Origin of the sequence: Nostoc sp. DedSLP04 (assembly GCF_034530775.1) — a bacterium.
In the GTDB taxonomy this organism is placed as follows: domain Bacteria; phylum Cyanobacteriota; class Cyanobacteriia; order Cyanobacteriales; family Nostocaceae; genus Nostoc.
In genome coordinates, this window is the sequence record NZ_JAVRCL010000017.1 from 1 (window position 1) to 26,967 (window position 26,967).

A 26,967-nucleotide genomic window follows, 5' to 3' on the forward strand; every position below is an offset into this window, starting at 1 on the left:
TCTAATTCTATTTGATTCGCGTTCTCTCATATCGCTTTTAGTCTAAACTCCAGTCAATATCAGTCAACTTGAATCTTCCCTGTGGGAAGCCGCAGACCAACTCCGCGCTAACTCAAAACTCAATGCTAATGAATACAGTATGCCCGTACTGGGGCTAATCTTTCTTCGCCATGCGACAAATCGCTTCAATGCTGTACAAGCGGAGATTGAAAAGGGTTTACCCTCGCGGGGTGGAAAAAAACGCCCGATTACTAAAGATGACTTTAAAGGAAAGTCAGCAATTTTTTTACCAATTGAGGCTCAGTACGATCGCATCTTGAATTTGGCAGAAAACGCAGATATTGGCAAGGCAATCAATGCAGCGATGAAAGCCATTGAGGATGAAACTAAGATGTTGGAGGGGGTGTTACCGAAGGAGTACACCAGTTTTGAGCAAGATTTGCTGTATAATTTGGTGCGAATTTTTGACCGGGAGGAGTTACGTACAGCCACTGGTGATGTGTTTGGGCGAATTTATGAGTATTTTCTGAATAAGTTTGCTATGAGTGGCGCACAGGAGGGAGGAGAATTTTTTACACCGCCTTCTTTGGTACGCACCATTGTAAATATGATTGAACCTGACCGGGGAAATGTTTTAGACCCTGCTTGCGGTAGTGCAGGTATGTTTGTGCAGACGGGACATTTTGTGGAAAATCGCGGTGAAGATGCGGCTGCAAAGATTACTTTTTACGGACAGGAAAAATCGGATACTAACACCCGTTTGGCGCGAATGAATTTAGCAGTTCACGGGTTAGAAGGGATAATTCGCCAGGGTAATACTTTTTACGATCGCTGGGAAGAGTTGCAGGGTGAATGTGATTTTGTCATGTCTAACCCGCCGTTTAATGTGGATGGGGTAAGTCCAGAGAAGGTGAAGACTGACTCCCGGCTGTTTACTGAAAAAAAGATACCGGGAATTGCTGCGAAAACTAAAGCAGTCAGTAATGCAAATTACCTCTGGATACAGTATTTTTACAGTTATTTAAATGAGCGAGGTAGAGCCGGGTTTGTGATGGCGAGTTCGGCCTCGGATGCGGGACATGGGGAAAAGGAGATTCGAGAGGAGTTAATCGCCACTCAAGCGGTGGATATGATTATCTCTATTGGGACGAACTTTTTTTACACAAAATCGCTACCTTGTACTTTGTGGTTTTTTGACAAGGGAAAACCAGCAGAACGCCAAGATAAGGTGTTGATGATTGATGCGCGGAATGTCTACCGGGTAGTGACGCGCAAAATCCGCGATTTTAGTGAAGAACAACTCCAGAATATCACTGCGATCGCTTGGTTGTATCGCGGTCAGCAGGAACGTTATTTAGGATTGGTGCGGGAATATTTAAACAAGACGCATCAGGAAGCAGGGACTATAGAGGGTGCGTTGACACAGTTAGAAGAACCGTTAGCTAAGTTGACGCAGATGTTGCAGACTTTTAATGATAGTCTTGGGGCTTCCCTTCCTTTATTAAAAGATTTACCGGAAGTTGAGGGATTAGTTGCTGAAGATATCGCTAATCAGAATATAGAGACTTTCCGCGCTACTTTGGCTGAGTTGGAAGCGGGGATTCAAGAATTTACTGCGGCTAGAGTTGGTTTAATTGGTGAGTTACAAGTGCATCTTGCATGGTTTGCAACTCAAGCTGAGTCACTTTCTACTAATGAAATGCAAAAAGAATGTGCAGCAAGGTTTGTACATTTTATTCCGCAATTGAAAACTCTGCAAAAGCACATTAACGAAGTGCATAAAGTCGGTACTCGCGCTGTAGAACTGGCCGAGAAAAAGCTAGAAGCGCGGAAACAGGATATTTGGGATGGAAAGGAAGTTAAAAAACAACGTGATGCACTGGATATAGTGCGAGATCAGGCTATTTTTGTTATTAAGTCTACGCTGTATATGAAAGCACAAGTTACCTGGTTACAATCTCGCTTTCCCGAAGCGGTGTTTGTGGATGTAGCAGGGTTGTGTAAGGTGGTAACGCGGGATGAAATAACCCAGCAGGATAGTAGTTTAACGCCTGGGCGTTATGTGGGTGTGACGGCTTTGGATGGGGAAGATGAGGAGGATGTTGAGGAGAGGTTGCGGGAAATTCATTTAGAGTTGGCGAGTTTGAATGAGGAAGCAGTGGAGTTAGCGGCGAGTATTGCGGCGAATTTTGAGGAGTTAGGAATTTAGTTGAATGCGACAAATATCCAACTTTTTATTACTTAAAGATTTGCTAGTTCTTACAAAAGATGGTGAATGGGGCAAAAGTGAGCCAACAAGTGATTCCATAGAAATGTATATCATTCGTGGCACAGATTTTGCTGCTGTCCGTTACGGTAATTTATCCAATGTTCCCATTCGCTACATTTCAGAAAAAATAGCAGAACGAAAAAGCCTTCAGCCGAATGATATCTTGATTGAGACTGCTGGAGGTACTAAAGAACAACCAACTGGACGAACTGTTTTTCTAAAACCTCGAATTTTTGAAAAAGCTAGCCTTCCAATTACCTGTGCAAGTTTTAGTAGATTTCTGAGAGTTAATCCACAACTAGCAGTGCCAGAGTATATATATTGGTATCTTCAGTTTCTCTATCAGACAGGCAAAATGGAGCAACACCAAATTCAACATACTGGTGTTGCTCGATTTCAATATACAAGGTTTGCCCAAAGTGTTAATATTCCTTTGCCTTCACATTCAACCCAACAACGCATAGTTGATATCCTCTCAACCTACGACAACCTCATCGACAACAACAACCGCCGAATAGCACTGCTGGAAGAGTCTATCCACCAGCTTTACAAAGAATGGTTTGTGCGATCGCGCTTCCCTGGCTACGAGTCAGTGAAGGTAGTTGATGGCATTCCAGAGGGTTGGAATCGAAAAAGACTTAAAGATATTGCATTATCTATTCGACAATCCATTCATCCTTCAAACACTGAACCAAACACACCTTACGTTGGACTTGAACATATCCCACGACAATCAATGGCCCTTACCTCTTGGGGGTACAGTCATGAAGTTGATAGCAATAAATTCGTATTTACTAAAGGTGATATTTTATTTGGTAAAATCAGACCTTATTTTCACAAAGTTGTTTTTGCTCCAGTAAATGGGATATGTTCTTCTGATGCAATTGTAATCCGACCTATAAACCAAGATTTATTTGGATTAACGCTATCACTTGTTTCTAGTGTTGCGTTTGTTGACTACACTTCAAAGACATCTAAAGAAGGCTCAAAAATGCCTCGTGCTAACTGGGATGTCATGGAACAGTATCCAATACTAATTCCTAATCCAAAATTGTTACAGGAATTTAATAATTTAGTAAGCCTAGTAACTTACCAAATAACCAGCTTAATATTTACTAATCAACGTCTTCGCCAAGCCCGTGATTTACTTCTTCCTCGCCTGATGAATGGAAGCATCGCCGTGTAATTCAGAGGTTTTCCTGCTAATATAGTACACCTTGAGCAACTATTAACAAGCAGATAGCACCACCATAAGAGAGGTACAATTGTCCAATAAATAAATTGTTTATTGTGATGAATCAATTGCTCTCTTCTCTTAAACCAAAAGCTTGAAATACTTGTAGGTAAAATTTTTTACTTTGTAAATATACTTATAAAGTAAATTTATGAAAATTAAGTAATGACAGCATTCTCAAGTAGCACTTAGAAAAGTGTCATCGGAACTAAAGATTTTTTCTTCCTCTATAAAATCGTTATATGCAACGTTCACTATTTCTAAAGCGAAATAGGCTTGAGGGCGATATTCGGATTCAAGTTCATGTAAAATCTGAGCGTTTACAAGTCGCTGTATGTCACTTTTTGCTGTTGGATAAGATATATTGTGTGTACTAGCTAACTGAGTAACAGTTACAACTGGACTTTCAAAAAGTTTGTCAATAATTTTATGCAGACGGACATTACCCCCTATTTGAGAGATAGCGTCGTCATATTTTTTATGAAGATAAACAAGTTGGTCAAAACGCTTGATAGCATCTTTTGATTGTGCAATAGTACCTCTTAGACAAAAAGCTATCCAATCTTGCCAATTACCTTTTGAACTGAATTGAAACAAGTAATTAATATATTCGTCCTTATACTTATCAAAAAACGCGCTTAAGTATAGCCAAGGGTGGCTAAGACCACAAAATTTATAAATCATTAAAGAAAGTAGCAATCTACCTACCCTACCATTGCCATCAAGAAAAGGATGGATAGCTTCAAATTGGTAATGTACCATGAAGCAAAAAATTAATGGGTCAATTTCAATGTTATCTTTATGTATGTACTTTTCTAGATTATCCAAACAGTTGATTATCTCATTATGGGGTGGTGGAATAAATCTTCTGTCTGCACCAATATGGACTTGAGAACGACGAAAATTACCTGGATCTCTGTGGTGTCCACGGACACCACTAAGAAGTTCTTTATGAATATCTTTAATTAGGCGTAGTGAGATTGGGATGTTCTCCAGAAGTTTCTGACCTAAAACTAAAGCTTTGCCGTAATTTGATACTTCTTTCCAAGCATTTACCGGGTCATGGGTTGATTTAGGCTCTCTCGGATCTATTTCATAAAGTAGTAGCTGTTGCGGGGTAGCATAAGTTCCCTCTAGACTAGATGAGCGCAAAGCTTCCCGCTGTTGTAAGGGGCGAAGTAGTAATTCGTAAGCCTCAATATGTCTTCCTACTCCGTCAAGTCTGGCTAATTCTTCACGCGCCTGTACTAACAAGCACCAAATTTTTTCTGGGAGTTCTAATTTATTGGGTAATGGTGCGGGGATAAAAGACCAGTCTTTAGTGCCTTCAACAATAATTTCTCTCAATTCTCCTGGTACTTCATGCAGGAATAGTGATTTATCCATCAATAATATTCTCTCAAAAAATTTTAATTAGACGGGTGCGAATTAAAATTTTAGCCTGTTTTTTTTAAAAATCTGAAACGAATTAAAATTTTTATAGAGTTTGGTGGCGTTGCCTCGTACTTTATAAACATAATTTTGTCAATCGTATAACTAATTTATGCAGAGACTAAAAATATACAAATATAAAGACTGTATAGGATTAGGCCAAAAAATAAATAAAATATTTTTTCTTTACCCCTGCTAATGGTTATTTAAATTTGAAATTGCGAAACAAATATAATTTTGTAATTAGTCACAGTTAGGATCAAAGTCTCAGTTAATAATTTAACCACTTGTTAAATTATTTGACAAGTAACAATAGTGACGACTAAATGCCTTAAAAATGGCAAAAACCCTAAAAATAGCAAAAAATAGAATCATTGTTATTTGAAGTGCATTATGAATGATAATTGTGACTCCACTAATGGGAAAGCTATTTATAGAATAGCTACTCATACCACCCATAACGTCAATGAGTGCCGAATATTCCGAAGACCGCTTAGTGCAGCAAACTACTTCTGATTTTTTTGCAAATACGCTCAAATGGAAATCTATCTACGCATACAAAAAGGAAACCTTCGGCACTAACGGTACACTAGGACGCAAAGATAAACGAGAAGTTGTTCTCACACGCTATCTTCGCCAAGCATTAGAGAAATTTAATCCTGGTCATCCACAGCAAGTATACGACGATGCGATCGCTCAATTCACCACATCCAATATTTCAGAGCAATTAATCACCATCAACCAGAAAAAATACCAACTCATCCGTGAAGGTATCCTAGAGAAACCCTACAAAAACCCACACGGTGAAACCATCAATCCCCGCCTCAAAGTGATTGACTTTCAAAACCCCGAAAATAATCATTTCTTGGTTGTGCGGGAGTTGTCTATTAAAGGCTCTCTCTATTCCAAACGGCCTGATATTATCGGCTTTGTTAATGGAATTCCTTTACTATTTATCGAACTTAAAGCCACGCACCGCAACGTCAGAGTGGCTTACGAAGACAACTACACCGATTACAAAGACACTATACCCGAAATTTTCCATCACAACGCCATAGTCATGTTGAGTAATGGAATAGTAGGCAAAGTAGGTAGCATCACCAGTCGCTACGGCCACTTCCAAGAATGGAAACGTCTAGAAGAAGAGGAACTCGGCAAAGTTGACTACCAAACAATGTTAATGGGGATGTGCCGCAAAGACAATTTCCTCGACATCATCGAAAACTTCATCCTCTTTGATGACAGTAGCGGTAAAACAATCAAAATTCTGACTCGTAATCACCAATTTCTTGGTGTTAACCGTGCATTTACCGCCATTCAACAACGGCAAGTCCGAAAGGGGAAACTTGGCGTTTTCTGGCATACTCAAGGTAGCGGTAAATCTTACTCAATAGCATTTCTCACGCGCAAAGCCCACCGCCAATTACCAGGTAATTTTACCTTTGTCATCGTCACAGACCGCCAAGAATTAGATAATCAAATCGTGCAAACCTTTGCTGGCGTTGGTGCTATCAAAGAAAATAACACCCAAGCCGCCAGTGGTGAACAATTAGCTGAATTACTCAAAGACAACCATCGCTACGTTTTCACGCTAATTCACAAATTCAACAAACCCGGTGAGATTTACTCTCTCCGTCCCGATATTATCGTCATCTCCGACGAAGCGCACCGCACCCAATACGGTAAACTCGCGGAAAATATGCGCCAAGCTTTACCCAACGCATCTTTCATCGGCTTTACTGGTACACCCTTAATGGAGTCGCAAGAAGACCAACTCACCCGTCGAGTTTTCGGCAGCTACGTTTCCACCTACGACTTCCAACGCGCTGTAGAAGATGGTGCAACAGTTCCCCTCTACTACGACAATCGAGGCGAAGAATTATATTATGACGACAAAGGTATTCAACGCCAGGTTGCAGCTGACGAGGAACTAAATCAACGCCTCGCCACCGCCATCGAACAATTTGACCTCGACGCAGAACAAGAAGAAGCCGTCCGTCGCCGCTTGGGGGGAGAATATCTCATCCTCACCGCCGAAAAACGTTTAGACCGAATCGCCCAAGACTTAGTAGCTCACTATACCCAACGTTGGCAAACCGGAAAAGCGATGCTTGTTTGTCTAGATAAGATTACGGCTGTGCGAATGCACGGACTTATCGATAAATACTGGAAACAAGCAATACAAATACAGAAACAATTAGTCAAACAAGCTGGTGATGAACAAGAGGAAGTGGAACATCAGCAACATTTGCAATGGTTGGAGTCAACAGAATATTTAGTTGTGATTAGCGAAGCCCAAAATGAAGTTAAAACTTTCAAAGATTGGGATTTAGATATAGTTCCCCATCGCCAAATTATCAAAAGTCGTAATCTAGAAGAAGAATTTAAGAACGAAAAACACCCTTTCCGCTTTGCAATTGTCTGCGCCATGTGGTTAACAGGCTTTGATGTCCCCAGCCTTGCCACATTATATATAGATAAACCCTTGCAAGGACATACTCTCATGCAAGCGATCGCTCGTGCAAACCGCGTCCACGAAGGGAAAAATAACGGGTTGTTAATTGATTACAACGGTATTTTAACAAGTCTCCGTGCCGCCCTTGCAAGATACTCCCGTGCAGAAGTAGGAAGCACAGACGAGAGTATAACACCTTACAACGACCTGAACCAATTACAAGAAGATTATGCGATCGCACTTCAAAGTTGTATTGACCACATCGCCAACCTGGGGTTTGACCTGCAAGAACTGGTGGAAACAGAAGGATTTGATAAAATTGCTGCTTTAGCAAGTGCAGTTAATGCAGTTTGTACAAACGATGAATCTCGCGCCCGCTTTGAAGTATTAGCCAGGGAAGTCTTCAAAAAGAAACAGGCGCTAATTACTGAACCGAAATTAACAGCACCCTACCAAGGAAGATATAACGCCATTGAGCAAATTTACAAACACTTACACGAACAACACAAAATATCTTTAGATATTAACGCTGTCATCCGTTCCTTACAAGGTATCGTTAGCGAGTTCATCAACGTTGATACTTCTCGTCTTCCAGGTGCAGAGTCAGGCAAAAATTACGATATTAGCAATATAGACTTTGAGTTATTAAAAGCAGAATTTGCTAATTCTCAGACCAAAAATACCTCAGTCCAAACCCTCAAAGAAGCCGTCGAACGCCAACTCCAGCGAATGGTACAACGAAACCCATCTCGCATTGACTACTACACGCGCTATCAACAAGTTATCCAAAACTATAACCGCGAAACTGACCGAGTAGCCATTGAACAAACATTTGAGGAACTTCTACAACTTGTCAAAGACCTCTCGGAAGAAGACACCCGTGCTGTCCGCGAAGGTTTAAGTGAAGAACACCTTGCCGTTTTTGACTTGCTTTGCTCATCTAAAGATAATTTGGATACCAGAATTAGAAACCGCGTCAAACAAGTTGCTCAGTCGCTAATTGAAGCCGTGAAATCACAATTACAGCAACTAGAAAACTGGCGCGATAAGGAATCTACGAGAGCCACAATTAAGAGTTTTATTTATGATTACTTGTACAGCGAAGACACAGGTTTACCTGTAGATGCCTACGATGATAGCGATGTAGACAACCTGAGTAATATAGTATTTCTCCATATTTATCAGCAGTATAAAAGTGCTAATAAGCATCCTTATGCGGCGTAATAGTACTTAATATTACTCCCTAAAGCGTTTGAGGTTTTGGTGTAAGACTTCGTGAATGCGTTGGCGTAGCCCGCCGCAGGCATCGCACCAAAAAAGAATTACAGTCTGCCCCTGACAAAGAGCTTCTAGCGCTACTTGCTTGTCAAACTCTGCCAATTGCAAAGGTTGTTCAGGCGATGAAGTGGCTAATAACATTAGCCACTTCATCTTGCAAGATTGAGCAACGCCTAACCGCATAAAGCCACGACTCACACCGAACGGATCGCATTGGCTCGACGTTTCTGATCTTGAGCAACGCCTAACCGCATAAAGCCACGACTCACACAGGTATTTTTCCACTCAACCAATCACTGGGTAGCTTGAGCAACGCCTAACGGCATAAAGCCACGACTCACGCGATCGCATATTCCGATTAATCCGGTGGAAGTCTTGAGCAACGCCTAACGGCATAAAGCCACGACTCACTCTTCGCTATATAATTTTGCGGATGATTCCATAGTTTGAGCAACGCCTAACGGCATAAAGCCACGACTCACAGCAAAGGCTAAAACCCTTGATTGATGAAGGCTCGCTCACAATTTTACAAGTACCCCTCAGCCGGAGATCCCAAAAAGACAAAACTTATCAATTTCTTGTATTTCTTCAACCTTTAAAACTCAATCCCCCTAACTCTTTCAAGGATTTACAAGCACCTTTTTTTTATCTAAATTGCTATATCCCTTAACCCTGTAATCCTTTCCGTCATTTTTTACCCTCAATTCTCCTCGCCAGCAGGGGTACTTGTCAAATCGGAGATTGAACCATTGTCCAGGCTAAATCAGGAGGTGATAATCTATCCATTTCCTCAATCCGATACCTCAAAAATTGGGTATTTCTTGACCCCACATGGTCAACCCAATAGGGTAAGGTTAACCTGCCTCGATTATCTCTAATCGCCCACTGTCTCACCCCCTCTAGATAATCTTCCGAGACAAGTTTGATCGTTTTAATCAACTGGTCACTTTCTCCCAAAAATAAACAACCAAACCGTCTTACTAGTTCAGGATGGTCAAACGCTAACTGTATCCTCTCCCTTAAACTTGGTTGTATCTTTTCCTCGTCAGAACGAACCCAAATTAAACACTTCAGATTAGACAAAATTTCTTGATAACAGGGAATAACATTCTCTGGATGGCTAAAATCAGCATTCTTAAACCGTCTCATTTGACGCAAAATTCGCGACTTTTTGGGGCTAGATAACATTGCGATCGCCAATTCTACCCCACAGTGGCGATAGACATTCGTTTCGCCTACCAAAGACAACAACATTCCATACACTGTCGCTGGAGGAGGGACAGGATAGGTTTTTCCCATTTCCCTTGCATGGGACTCCCGAAAAGTCGCAAATGGAACATCCAAATAGAGAATTAATGGTGCAATCATTTTGATTCTTCTAAGCCCAAATCTCTTTTAATGACTGTTTTCAAAGCTGCAATCAGTTCATTTCGATTACGATAAATATGCGCCCTGTTAAAAGGGGAATTATCAAAATTATCTAATTGCTGTAACTCCTTAACAATTGTTCCCCCAATCCACAACTTACTAGGGTCAATCTGTCCGCATTCCACTTCATCTATAAACTCTTGTGAAAGTTTTACTTCTTTACTCTTAGGATCAGAATATTCAAAGCAATAGGAAATATATGAAGCAAAATGATTTGTCCATTGAAATACCAAACTATCGGGACAGAAAGGATAATTAAAAATATTACTACTCCCTCCTACCTTGGGCAGATTCATAATCCCATCTATAAAAGGTAAAATCCGCGAAAAATCTTTGAGATGAGTGGCATCAATTCCAAAATAATATTGATATCGAGTTGCATGATATTCTGTAAAATGAAGCGATGTACTATCCTTTTCTCTGCCACTTTTTGCCCCTAACTTGACTGCACCATCATAAGGCGTTAGCGAAACAGCCATATTCATCCCTAAAGCACCCATTCGCTGATTAGGAGTGCTGGCTTTTCTTTGTTTGTTTTTTCTCTTTGTTGTTGAAGTCTCCTCCTCTGTTTCAGCAGACTCTAGTAAAGCAAACCCAAAAATATCATCATCATAGAATTGTTCTGGATCGAAATCTTCACTTGTTAACCGATTAATATTTTCGTCCTCATCCCAAACTCGATTAACTAAATAACCTTGCTTTTGAAGATAAAAACGTAACGCCCAACGAATTGCACTTGAACCTACAAAAGAATGAATCTTACCATCATTCCAATAGCCTTTTTGCAGAATAGTCTTATTTCCTCGTCTAATGTCATGATTTAAGGATGCTAAACCATAACGAGTGAGGACTGTTCCGTAAAGATAATAATTGGGGATATTATTGTCATTCTTCTTCTGACTCATAATTCAATTCTTCTACTTTTTGATTGTTTGGGAATGAACTATCATCCATATTTGTGGGTTTATCTTTGGGTTTATAACTGGCGATCGCTAACAATGACCAAATTCTTAGTTCTTGCCAAGGTGATTTTTTAATTAGTAATGCAATTTCTTCCTGATGCTCATTAAAATACTTATTTAATCCCCCTCTTACTAAAAAGTCGGACAAATATTCCTTGAATGACAATTCATCATAACAATAGTTTAGCTCTGCCCTTAATCAGCGGCAAAGTTATGGTTCCAAGCTGTCAATTTCATCCAAAATTAGCTGACGCAAGAATGAGGGTTATAATGTTGTCGGCGGCAAAGTTATGCTTCCAGTAGCGGCAAAGTTATGGGTAAAGTCACAAATTCAGGTATTTACAGCTAATCCAGGAGCGATCGCCGCAGCTACAAATCAAGGCAAACTTATAACTAGGTAAGCATTGCCCTAACAAACTGCCAGAATTCATACAGCAGTTACTCGCATCTTCAAAATCCATCAAAATGCGATCGCTTGAGCTTCTGTCATTGTTTACAACCCATATTCTTCTAAACCGCTATAACCTATACTGAGTAAGGATTTAATGGATGACATTAATTTGTCACGACGACAAATAATTAGTCACTGTACAGTATGGGCGGGTTATATCTAAATTTATAGATAAACTCGCCCATATACATATATTTATGTGTGGTTTTTTCTAGCAATAAATAAGTAATTTTACTGAACCATTTGATGAAGAATTAAACAATTTATCTTTAATACTTTATTTATAGCCCTAGTTAATCAAATTTATGTAAAAAGATGACTGAATTTCTGAAGAATAGATTGATGCTCCTGTTCGCCAAGGTTAAGCTGGTAATAATATGAACAGGAAGTCTTTTTGTCCTGATAACTGAAATGACCGCTAATCGTTTATCAATTAGTCAGGAAAATTCCCATTGTGTTACATCTAATTCTAGACAATTAGATGTGCAAACTGCCCAAGAAGAGGTTTATAGCTTCTTTATGGGAATTGTCAATAAATTGCCACCAGAAGATGTTTTAGGAGAATTCAAAAATTTATTTATAGACGGTCTTGATTGCGAAGATTCCGATTATATACCTGGAATATATAGTGTTTTTTTAGATGATAACGAGGAAGAATTATACAATACACTTAAGCGGTGTTGCTACATCATAGTTAATAATTGGAAAACTAACCGAAAAGACAAATATATCCAAGACTTAGTTAATTTATTTGTTCATGAAAATCTGAAAATCCAAGACAATAATCCTCCAGTAGTAAAAACTTGTAAAATCTGGTTAGAGAAGTTTGCTAACAGCAAAGATTACAATGATCTGAAATTATTTGCTACTAAATATGAAGAATCATCTAAAGGTCATTGGGCTAATCGCTACACTTCCTATTTATTGATCGATCAATCTGTTAATAATAAGAACCCTAAAGAGCAACAAGAAGCTGCTAGAAGGCTTTCTAAACAGATTAAAGACAAATTTAAGTTTGAACTAGCAATGTATATTGCTCGTTCTCAATCTGCTGTTTCAAGCACAACACGCTATAAAAATCCCAGTATTTTGGGAGATCAAGCTCTGCGCTTAATAAAAGCAATTGTCTTAAAAAAAGGCGTATTTAGCCATGATAATATTGCCCATATATTTATCAAGCAAACAGAAAATCAAACTCTGAAAGAATTTAAAAAAAGTCTAGAAAAATACCTATTTTTTCCTGTAGAAAATCAAGAATCAGTCGAAACTTGGCGGCGGCAGTTTGCACATAGTTTATCGTTATGGAAGACAGATTATAATCAAGAAATTATCACTAAAGAATTGTTTTTGAGAACCTGTAATCGAGTGATTGATTACTTTACAATCGAAAACTCTAAAGAACCTTCACAATTATTTATTTTATTAATTGGTCAAGGTCATGCTCTCACCTTAGTAATTATATTATTAAAGATTATTTTGATTTGTAGAAATTCTCGGAGACATTTAGAAACCCGGATTGCTCATTTGATTCGTTTTTACGAAAACTATTCCGAAGAGGAATGCAAAGGGGTAATAAATTTTATCGAGATTTTTAATATCACTTTCGCAATTTATGCAGAAAATGTAGAATATAACTTGATTAAGATGAAAGAAGAACAAAGCAGTAATCAGCAATTAAATCTGGATAGTTATCGTGTGTTTTCACAGATGAAAGTAGATAGATAAAAATGAGTTTTGCCTGATTCAGGATTTCGCAAGGCGTTCATCTAACCAAGCTAAGGCAGCACCCGCAGTTTCAGCTAAAATACTGATGAGGCGATATAGAGCGATCGCACTAAATACTAAAGCAGATGGAAAGTGGTGTCGTAAAAGTTCATACGCAGTCGCTTCAAACACACCTAACCCACCAGGCGCACCAGGTATAACAAACCCCAACAACCAAGCGCAACTAAAAGCCCCGAATAACAAAGGAATTTGATTCGCATTCAACGAACCCAAGGCGAACATAGTTAGTATAAACCCAGTGGCGCGTAGTCCCATAAAGCCCACTTCTCCTAACAAAGGGCGCAAAGGGTAGCTTTTAAGACTGAAGGGAACAGTTGATTGAGTTGTAGCAGCAGACTTTTTTGCTTTTAATTTATACAAAAAACGAATAACGGGGTTCAAAAACCACGGATGAATCGCACTAAGGACTACAGCTAAACTCAGAAATTGTAGTATTTGGATAACAAGGGTAGTATTAGCTGCTGCAAATTGGCTACTACATAAGACAATGATGATTAAAGCAGCCGCTAGCATGAGTAGCGGTTCTAGCAAAACGCTTAAGGTGGCTGCACCTGTAGGAATATTGGCATTTTTGGCGGCGACAATTCGCCCGTAGTGATGCCAGATATTACCTGGTAAATACTTAGCTATGTTCGTTTTTAGGTAAACTTGGATGAATTGGGGAGATGATACAGGTTGATTTAACTCTTGCAGAATCCAAGTCCAGATCCAGCCTGCCCAAGTATGAGCTAGTAAAGTTACCCCTGTTGCGATCGCCATAATTGCCCATCCTACATCATCAATACGGATAGCAGTTACCTCAATCCAATTGTCCTTCAGAGCTTTCCCTAAAAAAAACAGCGTTCCTCCCAAAATTATCCAGCGTAAAAATTGCTTCATGAATTTAGTCATTTAACGTTGAGAGCAACAAGGGCTGAATACCTTAAGTTTTATGGTGTATCAGCTATATATCCAAATATTTTGAAGTATCAGACAGCTTCATGTAGTTCTTTTTACGAAAAGTATATTACTTTATTTTATATCTCTCTAGAGTTAGATAAAAATATTATTTTTGTACTCCTTAAAATGTAGCCTGCGCTAGAGGTAAAGAGCATTTTATTATTCATATGCTGAATACAGGTTATCAAAAGTGAGCGAACCAAAACAAGCACAATAACTTGCTGACCAATCCAATGATTCAGCAAATTCTTAGTTTATTAATATTTTGGTAAGGAGGACTAAGTGAACGCAGTGAGAGTATTCTTGAAACAAATAAGATTGCGCCAGATATTAACTATCTTTTTAGCTGGACTATTGTTGATAGTTAGCACTGCTTGTAGTGGGGCAAATGCTCAAGGTGCAAATCCACAAAATCCTGCTGTACAAGCCGGTGGAGCAAACAACCCTTATAAGAATGGTGGAGACAAGTATAGCAACTATAGAATGTCTACCGATCCGAAAATAGCAAACCCAAAAGCCAATCAGGGACGTGACCAAGCTAGCTTACAACCAAGTTCGCAATTGTTGATTGCTACAAATACAGAATCTGAGATCCTTTATCCTGGTGGCGAGACACCAGCAGGTCGAATCCAGAAAGAAGCAGAACTGCCATTGATCACAGATAAAGACTTCCGCCAGCCTGAACCCGGCGGTTTGATTCAGAATGAATCAAATGTAGGAGAGCGGGTTAAAGATCGGCTTGAGACTGTAAAAGAAGCTGTTGAAGAAGCTTCCGGCTTTTTGAATAACAAGGCAGATGAAGCTAAAGCAAGACCTGAATTACAGCCAAATCCAGCAGTAAACAGATAAAAATCTTGTTTTTTCTGAATGCTTTGGATGTAAAATTAATTCCAAATGCCATCTTGGTTGAAGTTTAACTTAGTCACAAAAATGCAAGGACTTAGAAGTATGAGAAAAGCAATGAATTGGCTGAAAAATATTCGTCCCTTGAAAGTTGTAACTGTTTTTTTAGCAGGAATCTTTCTATTTATGGCACAGGCTTGTGGTGCTCCAGGAATAGCAACGCAGCCACCACAACCTGGTGCTCAAGCACCTAATATCGAACGATACGATGCCACGAAAGATTATCCTCTGAATTCTCCCACCGGTGGAATGAATAACTTTAGTGATGTAGATCCCAGAGCGACTGATGAAAAGGCAGCTAATGACAAAGCTGAGGCATTAGTGAAAAATGCTCAAAAGAATATTGACCAGAAAGGGGTTAACAGTCCAGGTGAATATATCCGTAATTTCAAGGAAGGTACACCCTTGGGTCAAAGAGGGAAAAATCTGGGTGAAGATATAGGTAGTTCAGCTGAAGAACTTGGCAAAGGTCTTGTTAAGGGAACTCAGCGAGGAATTGAAAATATTAAGGGTAATACCCAGAATGCTGCTGAAGACGTGACGACAAATGTTCAGCGTGGAGCTGAGGATGCTGGTAAAAATGTTAAGCGCACAGCTGAAGATGCAGGCAAAGCAGTTAAGAACACAGTCGATTGAAATTAAGCTGATGCGCTTCTAAATTGTACATTTTGACGTTAAGACTGTCCTAAGTCAATTGGTCATCTGTCCTTTGAAAACAAATAACTAATGACAAGGATCGCTCCTTTAATATACAACTTAAATGCGTAACAGCTTATTCATTGAATCTCTTGTAAAAATATAAAAGCGCCCACAGATTAAAGTCTGGGGTTACTAAAATAAAGCCTGCTTATGCAGGCTTTATTTTAGTTTTATGTGGGCAGGATTTAATATCGCGTGAGTTCGATGAACCTCTCCCTGCCTTGAACTAAAGTTCAAGTCTGTCCCTCTCCGAGTCGGAGAGGGACGGTTTTGCGTAGTAAAACCAGGGAGAGGTCTTTTGATTAGATTTTAGTAATGAGCGATCGCCTCTATAATTTCATGATGATGTTACCTCACCGAATAGCTCTTCGTAGCGATCGCTCTTGTTTTAATCTAAATACAGCATTTCATTAATTCCTAGCGAATTAATGAAAGGCAATACCCTGCATTGTTAATGCGGTGGCCGCCTTGTTAATGCGTTGGCTTGCATTGTTAATGCGTCGGCTTGCATTAAAAACGCTACGCACGCAAAACTGTATTAAGAAACTGCGTAAGCGTAGCCCGTCATAAACATCGCTCATTCATCAGCAATACTACAAATACTTCTGCAACAACAACCCTAACTTTTCCTTTGTCGCTGGTGGTGCTTTATCCAATTGAGTCAAAATTGCATATTGCAACGCCGAATGCGCTTCACTCGGTGGTGGATTTTCACTCAAGCGCCGCACAGTTTCTTGAATCACCTTTTGAGCATTCACAGCATTCCGCAGCAAATTGCCAATCACCATCTCCACTGTCACATTGTCATGGTCTGGATGCCAACAATCGTAATCTGTCACCAGCGCTAAGGTTGCATAAGCAATTTCCGCTTCCCTTGCCAACTTCGCCTCTGGTAAATTCGTCATCCCAATGATTGTTGCACCCCAGCTGCGGTAAAGATTCGATTCTGCCTTAGTAGAAAAAGCTGGCCCTTCCATGCATACATAAGTGCCGCCGCGATGGAGAGTAACTTCTGGTAAATTGAGAGATGCGATCGCATCTGCCAACACAGTCGCCAAATTCTGACAAATCGGATCGCCAAAGGCAATGTGAGCAACAATTCCCTCACCAAAAAATGTTGAAATTCGATTTTTCGTTCTGTCAATAAACTGATCTGGCACCACCATATCTAGTGGTTTCGCCTCTGCTTTCAAGGAACCTACAGCACTAGCTGAAATTAAATATTTCACACCCAATTGCTTCATTGCATAGATATTAGCGCGAAACGGTAATTCAGAGGGTAAAAGCGTGTGATTGCGGCCATGACGCGCTAAAAAGGCTACCCGTGTACCATCCAAAGTCCCTAGAATCAAAGCATCAGATGGTGAACCAAAAGGAGTCTCGACTCGCACTTCTTCGATATCTTTGAGCGCATCCATTTTGTAAAGACCGCTACCACCTATAATCCCAATACTAGCTTGAGCCATGATTCTGAACCTGTTCTTTACCGATCTGCTCAGTTATTTTATCGAAAAGGGGAGTAGCAGAAAACAAAGCGATGTCTACAATGAGCTATGCGATCGTATTTCGTGCCGCTAACACTATTGAATTATTACCCATTAATTGTTTGTTTAGGTGCAGATAGAAATCATCACCCAGTTATTCGAGGGTTAATTAATAATTTTGAGCAATCAAATTTCTGATAATTTTTGGGGATTAATGGTTATCATTAGCCCTTAAGTTAATCGTCACCATAGTGTGTAATCAATATTTAATGTATATAAATATTAAATATACGCACTTCTACGCAGGGAAACAAAGCAAGCGTTATACTTTTGGGAAAAGGCTTATTTTAACCCCTGCTTTTAACATTTTCATAAATCAATGAGTCTCAATTTTCGCTTTGCGGTAGTCAGCGACTTACACCTGGCACTTCCTCACACAATCTGGGATCATCCCAGCCGATTTCATCTGGTGGAAGTAAGTATCTCAGCATTTAAAAGTGTACTAGAACATTTAACACAACTCGATTTAGATTTCTTGTTGTTGCCAGGAGATTTAACCCAGCACGGCGAACCAGAAAACCACGCCTGGTTACAACAATGTTTAGCCCAGCTACCTTTTCCCGTCTATGTTGTTCCTGGTAATCATGACGTTCCTGTGCTGTTGGCCGATCGGCAATCGATTGCTTTTGCCGATTTTCCCTACTATTACACAAAGTTTGGCTACGAAGATCCGCAGCAGATTTACTACATTCGTCAGTTATTGCCTGGAGTTAAGCTGATTGGACTAAATTCTAACTCCTTTAACGACCGGGGAGAGCAAGTGGGGTGTTTGGATACCAAACAGCTACGGTGGTTAGAAGAAGTGCTAGCGGCATCTGGTGATGACTTAGTTTTGGTGATGGTGCATCATAATGTAGTGGAACATCTGCCCAATCAATCGAACCATCCACTGGCAAATCGCTATATGTTGTCCAATTCAACAGAACTATTGCAGCTGTTGAGGCGCTACGGAGTCAAGTTAGTATTTACAGGGCATTTGCACGTTCAGGACATTGCTTACTCAGATGGGGTATATGATATTACCACTGGTTCTTTAGTTAGCTATCCTCACCCTTATCGAGTGTTAGAGTTTCATCGGGATAACCAAGGTAAAGAATCGTTGCAGATTTTATCCCATCGCGTAGAGTCAGTGCCTGAGTTCCCTAACTTGCAACAGTTATCAAGGCAGTGGATGGGCGATCGCTCTTTCCCTTTCCTAATTAAGCTACTAACTCACTCTCCATTAAACTTACCATTATCACAAGCAAAAGAATTAGCTCCTGGTTTGCGCGACTTCTGGGCAACTATTGCCGATGGGGATGCGGTGTTAGATTACCCTCATTTTCCCCCAGAAGTGCGGCGCTACATTCAAACATATAGTGCATTACAACCCCATCCAGGCATAGCCACTGCTGAAAATTTGACGATGATTGATAATAACAGCACACTTGTACTGAATAAGAGTTAGAAGTCATTCAATTTTGGATTTTAGATTTTAGATTTTTACAAAGAAAGGCAATCTAAAATCCGGCATTGCACTGTCAGCATACCAAAGGTGCGGCCAAAATCTCAAATTGCCGAATTAGGAGTGAGGAGTTATATCAAGTCCGGTTGAACACGTAATTATTAGGGCTGACGCAAGGCAGAAGGGAATAATAATAACCAACGCCCAATGACAAATGACAAACGACAAATGACAAACTCATTACTGATTTTGGCGACAAATTCCAAATGCTGAGGTGTAGGCGTGTAAAAAGGTTCTGCCACCAACAGGGCCGATTTCACCGCCACAGAAAAAGCCACCTATAGGAATATCGTTAAGGTAGCGCTGAAATAATTCAGAATCGAAGTTAGGTTTACCATAGAGTCCTTCACCTCGTCCCAGACAAGAAAACATCAAAGCAGCTACAGCCGAGGGTTCAGATTCTCGTTGATGTTGATAACTTTGGAGGAGTAATTCGAGGTCTTCAGCAGAGGCTTGGGCATCGCGTAGATGGAATTGCAGCCTTTGACCAGGACGAACGCGATCGCCAATTGCGATCGCCCCTGCATTTGGATCGACTCCAAGAATACCACGTATTAAAAAGTCTCCTTGCTGCAAAGCCAGCTTAAATTCATCCATTGCCACACCAACAAACAGAGAATGCTGTGCTAAAATCCGTTCTTGTTCGCTGAGACTAGCAATCAAATCTCGCAACACCACTAGAGGCACTTGCTCATCTAACTCTAGAATGATATTGCGATCGGCTTTTGTAACTTGCAATGGCTTGCCAATCGGTCGGCATCCTTGGGCGACAATCGTTTCCAAAACAATATTGCCAGTCAAAGCTATACCAACAGTGCCCTCACGATACAAGTTTTGCTGTTCCTCACCGTTAGTATCGTTACAAAAAAGGGCAACACGACCACCCATACCTCCACCACTAGCCTGTCCCCCGACGATCGTCGATCCTGGATAAGCAAAATCCAGCCCCTGCAACAAATCGTTGATTCCAGAGGCGAAAGAACTAGACAGCAAAATAAACTGCGGTGTCGGTGATGCTGGCACACCGATCAAATCAACCCAAGCATCTGGAGAACTATCTAAATCAGGTAATTCTTCAGCAACAACATGAAAAACTTGAATCTTCACCCCTGGAAGGTGTGCTAAAGTCAAGCTAATAGCTGGTTCAGCTTCTAATTCTTGGGTTTCTCCGCTAACTGTCGTCCCAATTACACCACCACCACTACAGCCAATTAGCACAGGCACAGAAAGTTTCTCAGCTAACAAGGGTAACAGTCGGGAATACTCACTCGTAAAAGCAGACGAAATGAATACCAGTCCTAAATCCGCAGGTGCTGTTAACGATGAAACAGCTCGTTCCACCACATCTGTAACAGCGGCTTCCAGAGAATGACGGGTTGATAGGGCATTTGCCCACTGCATTTGGTCTGCCATGAATTTTGAGCTTCTTTCTCTATTTTAGGCTAGTAGATTTTGACTTTTTATTTTGGGAAGAATTGCATCTTACAATAATTGATGCCAGCCCTTTGTCTCCTCCATCCCAAGAAGCTAGAGTTGTCATTCCCTAATATAGGCATCTAAATATATTGTATGATTATTTATCTATGCTACTAATTCCACAAAATCTTAAAAAATAAAGATAAATGCATTATAGATAGAGTAGCTTGCTGTATTGGTTATAAATCAATGGCTAAAAAACTAACTTACCATCGGCTAAATGGTTAGAATGGTTATTAATCAAGCGAAAACCTGCCATTTTCTATACTAGTATTAACAACACATAACGAGACTAAAGCAATGACCAACATCCAAGAAACAGCAAAAAGCGACATCCAAGAGCAAATCCAACAAGAAGTGGAACAAGCGCGTACTGTCTGTGATATTAACGGTAGCAACTCACCAGAGTGTGCTGCTGCTTGGGATGCAGTAGAAGAATTACAAGCCGAAGCTTCCCACAAGCGCCAAAGCAAGCCAAAAAATTCTCTAGAACAGTATTGTGATGACAACCCAGATGCCATTGAATGCCGCGTTTACGACGACTAGAAATTGAGGTAACTGGATTTTATGTTGCTTGGTTAGCAAACAACCAGCATTGACTAAAGAAGACGCCCAGAGTAGAGGACGTGGAAACTTACCAATGTCCTCCACTCACAAGCGTTTTATTTGGAGCTACTGATTTTAGCCGTGGAAACAAAAAATAAATTCCTTATTTGAATCAATAGGCTTCTTCCAAAGGGATAAGTTGCGATTTTCATAAATTAAACAACCAATTAATTGGCACTAGGGGCGTACATCTGTACGCCCCTATAAATTTTTTGTAATACTCGTGACTTCTAGTCATACGAGATTCAATAAACTATTATCAAGAAGAATTCAGGATGAATTGGAGTCCGACTGACTCCTGAATAAAAGGGTTTAATACCCCTGCCTTATTTAGCAGTCTACATTCAGGTAGTGGTATAAAATCGCACTTACCTTATTCATACTCCTGACTTCTTTTTATCTATTGTTTGAGAAAAAATATGGACTATGATATTTGGTTTCGACCTTTCGTCTGGATTGATTACCGACTGGCAGTATTATTCTTGGTAATTATTCCGCTAATTCTGCTGATTTGGGCATTTGTACAAAAAGCAGAAGGCATACAACGCTTATTGGCTATATACTGGCGAGTATCAAGCTTGGTGGCAATCACGGTTTACTTAATGATTGCCCAGTATCCAGTTAGCTTTATCTCTGGGTTAATAGCTCAGATTTTGATCCCGATATCGCTGTGGTTTTGGGTGGATATCAACGATGAAATTGAGTATCAAACCAGTGGTTCTTTGAAATTGATTTTTACTTCTTGGCGCTGGGCGACAACTGTTTATTGCTTTTTGGGCGCATTAGCATTTATACCTTTTTTGGGTTGTGCTTTTTCTGGCAATATGCTGAAGACTCCCTATTGTCGTGTCTGGTTTGAGGCTCCGTTACTATTCAAAGAATATTTTCATGCTAACAGCAAGGCTGAGTTTTTAGGTTTTCTTGGCATAACTAGTTTAGTAATTTATGTGCTTTATTTAAGCTATTTTGTTTTGATTAAGCTGGGCAAGCAGGGACGTTCAGCCACACCACAGTAACTATCGCTGTGCCACTTAACCTACTCTTAAAAACATGAATTCCATTGGTAAGCGACTGGAACAATACACCGCTAAACGCCCTCAAGAAGTCCTAATTGTAACGGTGGAAATTGCCGATGAGCAAGATACAATTGCTATTTTCAAAGGCTTTTCCAGTTCTTTGATGCGCCCTACAGCATTTGATGCAGATGTACCAGTCCTACCAGATGGGGCAAACATCCTCAATATTGACCGAGTAGCCAGTCCTTACAATCCTGAAGCACCCCGTTATATTCAACAAGGAATTTCTTGGGAAGCGATGGAAGCTCTATTATCAGAAGTAGATGTTTGACTAATTACTAATTCGTAATTCTTAATTTTGCCGAAAGACTTACTCAATTCTGTCATTATTTTAGTTCAGTGACCATCGCCAGTTGCAAAAAATGCTTCCGCTATCACCTATTGCTGAATTGAATTCCGTTGTAACCGACGGAAACATTGTTGCATTCAATGTTGGTTTCGATGAAATGGTCTATGTCGTGCTTGCTGTTAAACCACTCGATTACCGGACTGAACAGCCAGGATGGGCAAGCTTTGCAAAAACGACTCCAGATACTCCGCAGCGTTACCGCATAATTGCCTTTCAAGAAGATAGGCTAACACTCGACATCGATATTGCAGAAGAACAATTTAACATTCACGATATTCAACCTCTTCCTGCAAAAGAGATACTGCTTGTATGTGCCCGTTCTCATTACAAAAGTCCGAATGATTTTGAAAGAAACGGTCGTATTTATAGCCTTGGTGGAAAATTTAGTCGAGAAATCCTGCTTGGCGATGGCATCCAATCTGTTCAAGCAACTTCAAACGGAACCATTTGGACTAGTTTTTTTGATGAAGGAGTTTTCGGGAATTTTAGTTGGGATGAGCCAATTGGATCGTCTGGGCTTGTTGCATGGGATTCAACGGGAAATAAAATATACGATTTTCAGCCAACGGATGGCTTAGATTCCATTTGTGATTGTTATGCATTAAATGTGGAATCTGATACAGATGTCTGGTTGTACTATTACACAGAATTTCCACTCGTTCATTTACATCATAATAAAATTCAGTCAGTGTGGAATATGCCTATTTCGGGCAGTGATGGTTTTGCTGTTTCTGGAAATCGAGCCTTATTTCGTGGAGGATATAGCGATCGAGATACGTATGATTTGTTTTCTCTGAACAACAATGGCAAGGTCAAACTACTCAAACAACTCAAGTTTACAGATGAGGCAGGACAAACAATTATTGCGGAAAGTGTTGTAGGCAGAGGAGGTTCGCTATATATTCTCAGTAATGGATTAGTGTATCGGGTATTTGTATGGGCAGTTTAACGATGTTCTTTCAGCAGACTAATACTGCGTTGGAGCCGACGGACCAAGAGTGATCTGTGAAAGCCAAAGAAAGGTTATGTACTTTTTTATGAATTATCACGACATTATTACGATCGAACCTGGAAAACGCAGTGGTAAACCCTGTATCCGGGGAATGCGAATCACTGTTTATGATATTTTGGAATATCTTGCTGGTGGAATGACTGAAGCAGAAATCCTAGAGGATTTTTCGGAATTAACTTCCGAAGACATTAAAGCGTGTCTAGCTTTTGCTGCTGATCGTGAGAAGAAGTTATTTGTGGTATCCCTGTGAAACTGCTTCTAGACGAAAATTTGTCTGATCGAATTATTTCACGGATTGTAGATTTGTATCCTGATTCAGTACACGTTAAAACTTTAGGGTTAATCAACACAGACGATGTGGTTATCTGGGAGTACGCTAAAGTACACGATTTTGTAATTGCTTCCAAAGATTCTGATTTTCATCAGCGCAGTCTTCTATATGGTCATCCACCTAAATTTATTTATCTCCGTATTGGCAACAGCCCAACTTCTAAAGTTGTCCAAATCCTGCGAGATAACTTTGGTATAATCAGCCAGTTTGGAGATAGCGAAGTAGAAAGCATTTTGGTGTTAGCGTAGGTTGAAAATATGAGCGAAGCCGTCTACATCGAAATCAGCTATTTTGATTAATTTATGGAATTGCAAGACGTTCATGACACTATCAATTATGCCTGAAGTTGCTCCTCTAAAATCGAATGAGGATGGGGTAGTTCTCGTCAGTAAAACCCGCGTCACATTGGACACTGTGGTTGCTGTCTTTAAGCAAGGCGCGACAGCAGAGGAAATTGTTTATCGCTATCCGTCGCTCAATTTGGCTGAGGTTTACGCTACGATCGCCTTCTACCTCAATCATCAACCGGAAGTAGAAGCCTACTTGCAACAGCGACAGCAGCAATCACAAGAGATTCGGGCAATAAATCAAGGGAATTTTGACCCACAAGGCTTACGCGATCGCTTGCTTGCCCGCCAAGCAGCACAGGAAGCATGTTAAAATTCCTTGCTGATGAAAACTTTGATAATACGGTTGTTAGAGGATTATTCCTTAAGTAAAATCAAGCTTTAGCACAGAAAATTCAACTGTGGTCATTTTTGTTGATGTCGATGACACTCTTGTTCGCTCCGTTGGAACGAAACGAATTCCAATACCCAGTGTCATTGAAGTAGTTCGACAGTTAAAGGCGCAAGGATCAGTACTGTACTGCTGGAGCAGTGGAGGCAGTGATTATGCTTGTGCTTCAGCAAAGGAGTTTGGACTAGAGGATTGCTTCGCTGGTTATCTCCCAAAGCCAGAAGCAATGATTGACGATCAACCATTTCCGGCTTGGCGAAGCTTACGTCATGTGTATCCATTGCAGGCTAACAGTTTGCTCAGTGAGTAGGACTGTGGACGACTGTGATAGAGCGATCGCCCAGTTTGATAAGATGGTTGGCATAGTTGGAAAAGCTCATAAGTCATTCACCCTATGACAACCAAACAATATGTTGACTGGCAAGATGAGGAGATGTGGCTTGGCTTTATCTAACCGTAGGCTCTGAGCGAAGCGAAAAGCCCCTAGCCTAAAATAAAAAAATTAGAGGCGTGAACACGAGGCTATTTCTATGACAGTTCGCCAACCCTGCTACGGCAAAGAAGAATTCGCTCGACGTGGCGATGAGATTTATGAATCTCAGGTGCGCTCACAGGTTGAAGCAGATAATCATGGCAAGATTGTGGCGATTGACATCGAAACCGGAGCTTTTGAAGTAGATGCTAGTGAAATAGCTGCTTGCGATCGCCTCGAAGCCCGTCACCCAGACGCTCAAATCTGGATTGTCCGCATTGGTTCTCGCTATGTTCGTCGATTCGGCGGACGCGTGAAAAAAGCCATATGATCGCCGGAATAGTTAACGCGGATTTTGAACCGATTATTTCACTTTCAGTTTGTGGTTCCGATGGCAAAATTTACACACAAGATGCGATTGTGGACACAGGCTTTAATGGTTGGCTTTCACTGCCTCCAGATTTGATGGCTCAGTTGAATCTGAGATGGAAGAGGCGAGGACGAGCCATTCTTGGAGATGGGAGTGAATGCGTTTTCAATGTCTATGAAGCAGTTTTAGTTTGGGATGAAGATATTCTGACAATCCCGGTCGATGAGGCTGATTCAGAACCACTCGTCGGGATGTCCCTGATGGAGGGTTATCAGCTAATGGTGCAAGTATTTGAAGGCGGTCGCGTTGAACTCAGCAAAGTAAACACGGTCTAAATTGCCCATTGCACGCCGACCGTATTGAGGGAGGTAAAGAGGGAACTTTACCCTAAAGGAAGTAAGCTACAACTGATGTCTCAATTGCCATCTGAAACTGTCTTTATTTTTGAAGAATTATTTTTATTTTTAAATTTAAAAAATGTCCCGTTCTGGATACACACTTCCCGTCTTTGCCTGCGCTGCTGCTATTGCAGCTTTACACTGGTTACGCGATCGCAAAACCCTAACTTTAGCATCTATAGATTTGATTGAACCCGCTCAAATCGCAGAAATCCCCATTGAACAGGTAGCAGGACTGTCTGAGAATACAGCTTTAGCGATCGCTCGCAGCGATCCTGGTGATAATCTCGATTTGACTAAAGATACACCGATTTGGGCGCTGGTGGAATGGCGCGAACAGGGTGATGATGCAGTAATTATTAAAGGTGGAGAAGGTATTGGTAGGCAATTAAATGCTGATGACAAGCCGGCTATTTATGCTTATGCTCAAAAGCTGTTGCAAGAGAATTTGCAACGGATACTAGCACCGGGGGAAAAAATCACGGTGACGATTATTTTACCCGAAGGGCGATCGCTTGCTGTTCGGACTTCAAATTCTGCCTTTGGTGTGGTTGAAGGACTTTCGCTTTTAGGCACAACTGGTATTTCTCAATCCTTAAGTACACCAGATCAGCTTGCCGTTTTTCGAGCGGAATTACAAAATAAAGCCAGTCGTTTTGAAACTTTAGTATTCTGTATCGGGGAGAATGGCCTAGATTTGGCGCGTAAACTAGGGATTAATCCCGAACAATTAGTCAAAACTGCTAACTGGCTCGGCCCAATGTTAGTAGAAGCTGATGTGCTGGGTGTAAAAGAAATCTTATTATTTGGCTATCACGGTAAGCTGATAAAGCTGGCTGGCGGGATTTTTCATACCCATCATTACTTGGCTGATGGACGGCGAGAAATTTTGTCAGCGCACTGTGCGATCGCAGGTTTAAAATCACCAGATATCCAAGCTGTGTTTAACAGTGCAACCGCCGAAGCAGCACTAACATACCTAAAATCCCTAGATGCTGCAACTGGTAGTGATTGGGTAAATAAAGTTTACAGTGCGATCGCCGAAACTATCGATGTTCGTTCCCAAGAATACATTCAAAGCCATAGCGAAAGCGGCAAAAAAGTAACAGTCTGTGGCTCTATTCTCTTCGATCGCGATCGCAAAATTATCGTGAAGAGTAAAACTGCTGGTCTGTTGATCGGAAAATTATGTTAATTTATTATGAATAATCGTAAACAATCCAAAAAAATAATCCTTTAAGTAACCACTCTAGGGTA

General features: G+C 40.5%; 26 protein-coding genes and 1 CRISPR repeat array. Of the genes, 18 read left to right on the top strand and 8 right to left on the bottom strand.

What is annotated here, in order from left to right:
- The first annotated feature begins 79 nt into the window (after window positions 1-79).
- Both RMX89_RS12210 and RMX89_RS12215 read left to right on the top strand, forming a co-directional pair.
- The gene (locus RMX89_RS12210) at window positions 80-2,209 is read left to right on the top strand and encodes a class I SAM-dependent DNA methyltransferase (protein WP_322689182.1); all 2,130 of its coding nucleotides are present in this window, start codon (window positions 80-82) and stop codon (window positions 2,207-2,209) included.
- 4 nt (window positions 2,210-2,213) lie between these two features.
- Window positions 2,214-3,455, top strand: coding sequence for a restriction endonuclease subunit S (locus tag RMX89_RS12215; RefSeq protein WP_322689117.1), 1,242 nt, complete (start codon window positions 2,214-2,216; stop codon window positions 3,453-3,455).
- A 225-nt stretch (window positions 3,456-3,680) separates the two neighbouring features.
- Here RMX89_RS12215 and RMX89_RS12220 read toward each other — a convergent pair whose 3' ends face one another.
- Window positions 3,681-4,889 carry a Fic family protein gene (locus RMX89_RS12220; RefSeq protein ID WP_322689118.1) on the bottom strand — a complete coding sequence of 403 codons (1,209 nt, stop codon included), beginning with the start codon at window positions 4,887-4,889 and terminating at the stop codon, window positions 3,681-3,683.
- Window positions 4,890-5,400: 511 nt separating this feature from the next.
- Between RMX89_RS12220 and RMX89_RS12225 the strand changes: the two genes are divergently transcribed.
- Window positions 5,401-8,613 carry a type I restriction endonuclease subunit R gene (locus RMX89_RS12225; RefSeq protein WP_322689119.1) on the top strand — a complete coding sequence of 1,071 codons (3,213 nt, stop codon included), beginning with the start codon at window positions 5,401-5,403 and terminating at the stop codon, window positions 8,611-8,613.
- Window positions 8,614-8,625: 12 nt separating this feature from the next.
- Here the strand turns inward: RMX89_RS12225 and RMX89_RS12230 are convergent, their stop codons facing one another.
- The 4 genes from RMX89_RS12230 to RMX89_RS12245 form a co-directional block, all read right to left on the bottom strand.
- Entirely contained in the window at window positions 8,626-8,808 is a 183-nt protein-coding gene (locus RMX89_RS12230; RefSeq protein WP_322689120.1) for a hypothetical protein, read from the bottom strand.
- A gap of 21 nt (window positions 8,809-8,829) precedes the next feature.
- Window positions 8,830-9,149: a CRISPR direct-repeat array (repeat unit 36 nt; unit sequence TTGAGCAACGCCTAACGGCATAAAGCCACGACTCAC).
- Between the two features lie 247 nt (window positions 9,150-9,396).
- Window positions 9,397-10,035 (bottom strand): type I-MYXAN CRISPR-associated protein Cas5/Cmx5/DevS, encoded by a 639-nt coding sequence (cas5, locus tag RMX89_RS12235; RefSeq protein WP_322689121.1) that lies wholly within the window; start codon window positions 10,033-10,035, stop codon window positions 9,397-9,399.
- Complete coding sequence (locus tag RMX89_RS12240; protein ID WP_322689122.1) at window positions 10,032-11,000, bottom strand: CRISPR-associated protein; 969 nt, start codon at window positions 10,998-11,000, stop codon at window positions 10,032-10,034. Before RMX89_RS12240 ends, cas5 begins: the two co-directional genes overlap by 4 nt.
- Window positions 10,981-11,205, bottom strand: a complete 225-nt coding sequence (locus RMX89_RS12245) for a hypothetical protein (RefSeq protein ID WP_322689123.1) — start codon at window positions 11,203-11,205, stop codon at window positions 10,981-10,983. The genes RMX89_RS12240 and RMX89_RS12245 overlap by 20 nt, the downstream gene beginning before the upstream one ends.
- 714 nt (window positions 11,206-11,919) lie before the next feature.
- Here RMX89_RS12245 and RMX89_RS12250 point away from each other — a divergent pair.
- A complete protein-coding gene (locus tag RMX89_RS12250; RefSeq protein WP_322689124.1) occupies window positions 11,920-13,233 on the top strand; it encodes a hypothetical protein in 1,314 nt (437 codons plus the stop codon).
- An 18-nt stretch (window positions 13,234-13,251) separates the two neighbouring features.
- Here RMX89_RS12250 and RMX89_RS12255 read toward each other — a convergent pair whose 3' ends face one another.
- Window positions 13,252-14,172, bottom strand: coding sequence for a lysylphosphatidylglycerol synthase domain-containing protein (locus RMX89_RS12255; protein WP_322689125.1), 921 nt, complete (start codon window positions 14,170-14,172; stop codon window positions 13,252-13,254).
- 342 nt (window positions 14,173-14,514) lie between these two features.
- On the opposite strand from RMX89_RS12255, the gene RMX89_RS12260 reads away from it, so the two are divergent.
- Together RMX89_RS12260 and RMX89_RS12265 are read left to right on the top strand one after the other, a co-directional pair.
- On the top strand, window positions 14,515-15,081 hold the full coding sequence (locus RMX89_RS12260) for a DUF6658 family protein (RefSeq protein ID WP_322689126.1): 567 nt from the start codon (window positions 14,515-14,517) through the stop codon (window positions 15,079-15,081).
- A 99-nt stretch (window positions 15,082-15,180) separates the two neighbouring features.
- Entirely contained in the window at window positions 15,181-15,771 is a 591-nt protein-coding gene (locus tag RMX89_RS12265; RefSeq protein ID WP_322689127.1) for a hypothetical protein, read from the top strand.
- Window positions 15,772-16,427: 656 nt separating this feature from the next.
- Here RMX89_RS12265 and RMX89_RS12270 read toward each other — a convergent pair.
- Entirely contained in the window at window positions 16,428-17,300 is an 873-nt protein-coding gene (locus RMX89_RS12270; RefSeq protein WP_322689128.1) for an S-methyl-5'-thioadenosine phosphorylase, read from the bottom strand.
- Between the two features lie 397 nt (window positions 17,301-17,697).
- Between RMX89_RS12270 and RMX89_RS12275 the strand changes: the two genes are divergently transcribed.
- The gene (locus tag RMX89_RS12275; RefSeq protein ID WP_322673380.1) at window positions 17,698-18,825 is read left to right on the top strand and encodes a metallophosphoesterase family protein; all 1,128 of its coding nucleotides are present in this window, start codon (window positions 17,698-17,700) and stop codon (window positions 18,823-18,825) included.
- A 237-nt stretch (window positions 18,826-19,062) separates the two neighbouring features.
- Here the strand turns inward: RMX89_RS12275 and RMX89_RS12280 are convergent, their stop codons facing one another.
- Window positions 19,063-20,295, bottom strand: coding sequence for an FIST signal transduction protein (locus RMX89_RS12280; protein ID WP_322682305.1), 1,233 nt, complete (start codon window positions 20,293-20,295; stop codon window positions 19,063-19,065).
- Window positions 20,296-20,658: 363 nt separating this feature from the next.
- Here RMX89_RS12280 and RMX89_RS12285 point away from each other — a divergent pair, with 363 nt between their 5' ends.
- The 11 genes from RMX89_RS12285 (at window position 20,659) to cbiD (ending at window position 26,905) form a co-directional block, all read left to right on the top strand.
- Entirely contained in the window at window positions 20,659-20,904 is a 246-nt protein-coding gene (locus RMX89_RS12285; protein WP_322673382.1) for a Calvin cycle protein CP12, read from the top strand.
- A gap of 479 nt (window positions 20,905-21,383) precedes the next feature.
- A complete protein-coding gene (locus RMX89_RS12290) occupies window positions 21,384-21,980 on the top strand; it encodes a DUF3177 family protein (RefSeq protein WP_322673383.1) in 597 nt (198 codons plus the stop codon).
- Window positions 21,981-22,014: 34 nt separating this feature from the next.
- Complete coding sequence (locus tag RMX89_RS12295; RefSeq protein WP_322682306.1) at window positions 22,015-22,311, top strand: hypothetical protein; 297 nt, start codon at window positions 22,015-22,017, stop codon at window positions 22,309-22,311.
- A 175-nt stretch (window positions 22,312-22,486) separates the two neighbouring features.
- A complete protein-coding gene (locus RMX89_RS12300; RefSeq protein WP_322689129.1) occupies window positions 22,487-23,338 on the top strand; it encodes a hypothetical protein in 852 nt (283 codons plus the stop codon).
- Between the two features lie 88 nt (window positions 23,339-23,426).
- Window positions 23,427-23,651, top strand: a complete 225-nt coding sequence (locus tag RMX89_RS12305; protein ID WP_292867582.1) for a DUF433 domain-containing protein — start codon at window positions 23,427-23,429, stop codon at window positions 23,649-23,651.
- Window positions 23,648-23,980, top strand: a complete 333-nt coding sequence (locus RMX89_RS12310; protein WP_322682308.1) for a DUF5615 family PIN-like protein — start codon at window positions 23,648-23,650, stop codon at window positions 23,978-23,980. The genes RMX89_RS12305 and RMX89_RS12310 overlap by 4 nt, the downstream gene beginning before the upstream one ends.
- 73 nt (window positions 23,981-24,053) lie before the next feature.
- Window positions 24,054-24,392: a DUF433 domain-containing protein gene (locus tag RMX89_RS12315; protein WP_322689130.1), complete on the top strand. Its 339-nt coding sequence runs from the start codon at window positions 24,054-24,056 to the stop codon at window positions 24,390-24,392.
- An 88-nt stretch (window positions 24,393-24,480) separates the two neighbouring features.
- Window positions 24,481-24,780: a DUF705 domain-containing protein gene (locus RMX89_RS12320; protein WP_322689131.1), complete on the top strand. Its 300-nt coding sequence runs from the start codon at window positions 24,481-24,483 to the stop codon at window positions 24,778-24,780.
- A gap of 220 nt (window positions 24,781-25,000) precedes the next feature.
- Window positions 25,001-25,273 carry a hypothetical protein gene (locus tag RMX89_RS12325; RefSeq protein WP_322689132.1) on the top strand — a complete coding sequence of 91 codons (273 nt, stop codon included), beginning with the start codon at window positions 25,001-25,003 and terminating at the stop codon, window positions 25,271-25,273.
- Window positions 25,270-25,647, top strand: coding sequence for a clan AA aspartic protease (locus tag RMX89_RS12330; RefSeq protein ID WP_322689133.1), 378 nt, complete (start codon window positions 25,270-25,272; stop codon window positions 25,645-25,647). Before RMX89_RS12325 ends, RMX89_RS12330 begins: the two co-directional genes overlap by 4 nt.
- A gap of 142 nt (window positions 25,648-25,789) precedes the next feature.
- Complete coding sequence (cbiD, locus tag RMX89_RS12335; protein ID WP_322689134.1) at window positions 25,790-26,905, top strand: cobalt-precorrin-5B (C(1))-methyltransferase CbiD; 1,116 nt, start codon at window positions 25,790-25,792, stop codon at window positions 26,903-26,905.
- Window positions 26,906-26,967: the final 62 nt, after the last annotated feature.

Coding starts and splice junctions, on each gene's coding strand:
- RMX89_RS12215 (WP_322689117.1), top strand. CDS start 2,214: ATGCGACAAATATCCAACTTTTTATTACTTAAAGATTTGCTAGTTCTT.
- RMX89_RS12220 (WP_322689118.1), bottom strand. CDS start 4,889: ATGGATAAATCACTATTCCTGCATGAAGTACCAGGAGAATTGAGAGAA.
- RMX89_RS12225 (WP_322689119.1), top strand. CDS start 5,401: ATGAGTGCCGAATATTCCGAAGACCGCTTAGTGCAGCAAACTACTTCT.
- RMX89_RS12230 (WP_322689120.1), bottom strand. CDS start 8,808: ATGTTATTAGCCACTTCATCGCCTGAACAACCTTTGCAATTGGCAGAG.
- cas5 (WP_322689121.1), bottom strand. CDS start 10,035: ATGATTGCACCATTAATTCTCTATTTGGATGTTCCATTTGCGACTTTT.
- RMX89_RS12240 (WP_322689122.1), bottom strand. CDS start 11,000: ATGAGTCAGAAGAAGAATGACAATAATATCCCCAATTATTATCTTTAC.
- RMX89_RS12250 (WP_322689124.1), top strand. CDS start 11,920: ATGACCGCTAATCGTTTATCAATTAGTCAGGAAAATTCCCATTGTGTT.
- RMX89_RS12255 (WP_322689125.1), bottom strand. CDS start 14,172: ATGAAGCAATTTTTACGCTGGATAATTTTGGGAGGAACGCTGTTTTTT.
- RMX89_RS12265 (WP_322689127.1), top strand. CDS start 15,181: ATGAGAAAAGCAATGAATTGGCTGAAAAATATTCGTCCCTTGAAAGTT.
- RMX89_RS12270 (WP_322689128.1), bottom strand. CDS start 17,300: ATGGCTCAAGCTAGTATTGGGATTATAGGTGGTAGCGGTCTTTACAAA.
- RMX89_RS12275 (WP_322673380.1), top strand. CDS start 17,698: ATGAGTCTCAATTTTCGCTTTGCGGTAGTCAGCGACTTACACCTGGCA.
- RMX89_RS12280 (WP_322682305.1), bottom strand. CDS start 20,295: ATGGCAGACCAAATGCAGTGGGCAAATGCCCTATCAACCCGTCATTCT.
- RMX89_RS12285 (WP_322673382.1), top strand. CDS start 20,659: ATGACCAACATCCAAGAAACAGCAAAAAGCGACATCCAAGAGCAAATC.
- RMX89_RS12290 (WP_322673383.1), top strand. CDS start 21,384: ATGGACTATGATATTTGGTTTCGACCTTTCGTCTGGATTGATTACCGA.
- RMX89_RS12295 (WP_322682306.1), top strand. CDS start 22,015: ATGAATTCCATTGGTAAGCGACTGGAACAATACACCGCTAAACGCCCT.
- RMX89_RS12300 (WP_322689129.1), top strand. CDS start 22,487: ATGGTCTATGTCGTGCTTGCTGTTAAACCACTCGATTACCGGACTGAA.
- RMX89_RS12305 (WP_292867582.1), top strand. CDS start 23,427: ATGAATTATCACGACATTATTACGATCGAACCTGGAAAACGCAGTGGT.
- RMX89_RS12315 (WP_322689130.1), top strand. CDS start 24,054: ATGACACTATCAATTATGCCTGAAGTTGCTCCTCTAAAATCGAATGAG.
- RMX89_RS12325 (WP_322689132.1), top strand. CDS start 25,001: ATGACAGTTCGCCAACCCTGCTACGGCAAAGAAGAATTCGCTCGACGT.
- RMX89_RS12330 (WP_322689133.1), top strand. CDS start 25,270: ATGATCGCCGGAATAGTTAACGCGGATTTTGAACCGATTATTTCACTT.
- cbiD (WP_322689134.1), top strand. CDS start 25,790: ATGTCCCGTTCTGGATACACACTTCCCGTCTTTGCCTGCGCTGCTGCT.